Genomic DNA, 634 nt, shown 5'->3' with positions numbered 1-634 from the left:
CACTAAATCCGATAGACCTTACAGTGCTGGCTGAATACCACAAACAGATTGAAAGCAACCTGCAACGTATTGAGCGCAAGAATCAGCGCACATGGTACAGCAAGACTGGCGAACGCGGCATAACATGCAGTGGACGCCAGAAAATTAAGGGAAAATCGATTCCTCTTATCTAGTTACTTAGATATTGGCCTTGGCTTTATCTCAATATTATATGGATCATAGCTGGCAACTAATTCAGTCCAGTAAATATCCTCAATAGGGAATAATATATGCTTTCCATTCCATCGGGAAAAAGTTTTGTTCAACACACCAAGCTCAATCAACTCACTAATGTATGGGAATTGTTTTGATGTAACCACATACTTCCTGCCTTCATTAAGGGCTGCGCACAAAACCATAGATTGCTCTTCTGTAAGGTTTTGAATTACTGATCGCACTTTATCGTTTTGCATCTTAATGCGTTTTCTTAGCTTAAATCGCTTATATCTGGCGCTGGCAATAGCTGATAATCGATGCACATTAATTGCTAGCGAAAATGCAAGAGCAAAGACGAAAACATGCCACACATGAGGAATACCGATTCTCTCATTAACATATTCAGGCCAGTTATCTGGGCTTAAAAGCAGAAGTCCAA

Annotated in this window: 1 protein-coding gene; it reads right to left on the bottom strand. The window is 40.2% G+C overall.

Annotated elements, in window-relative coordinates:
• Positions 1–173: 173 nt before the first annotated feature.
• Positions 174–634 (bottom strand): super-infection exclusion protein B (locus J0A66_RS21495; RefSeq protein ID WP_206575910.1); only part of this gene is annotated, 461 nt, incomplete at its 5' end.

Source organism: Bowmanella dokdonensis (assembly GCF_017254865.1).
Lineage (GTDB): Bacteria > Pseudomonadota > Gammaproteobacteria > Enterobacterales > Alteromonadaceae > Bowmanella > Bowmanella dokdonensis.
The sequence above is the reverse complement of the archived record's forward strand: the minus strand, read 5'-3'. Positions and strand labels throughout refer to the sequence as shown.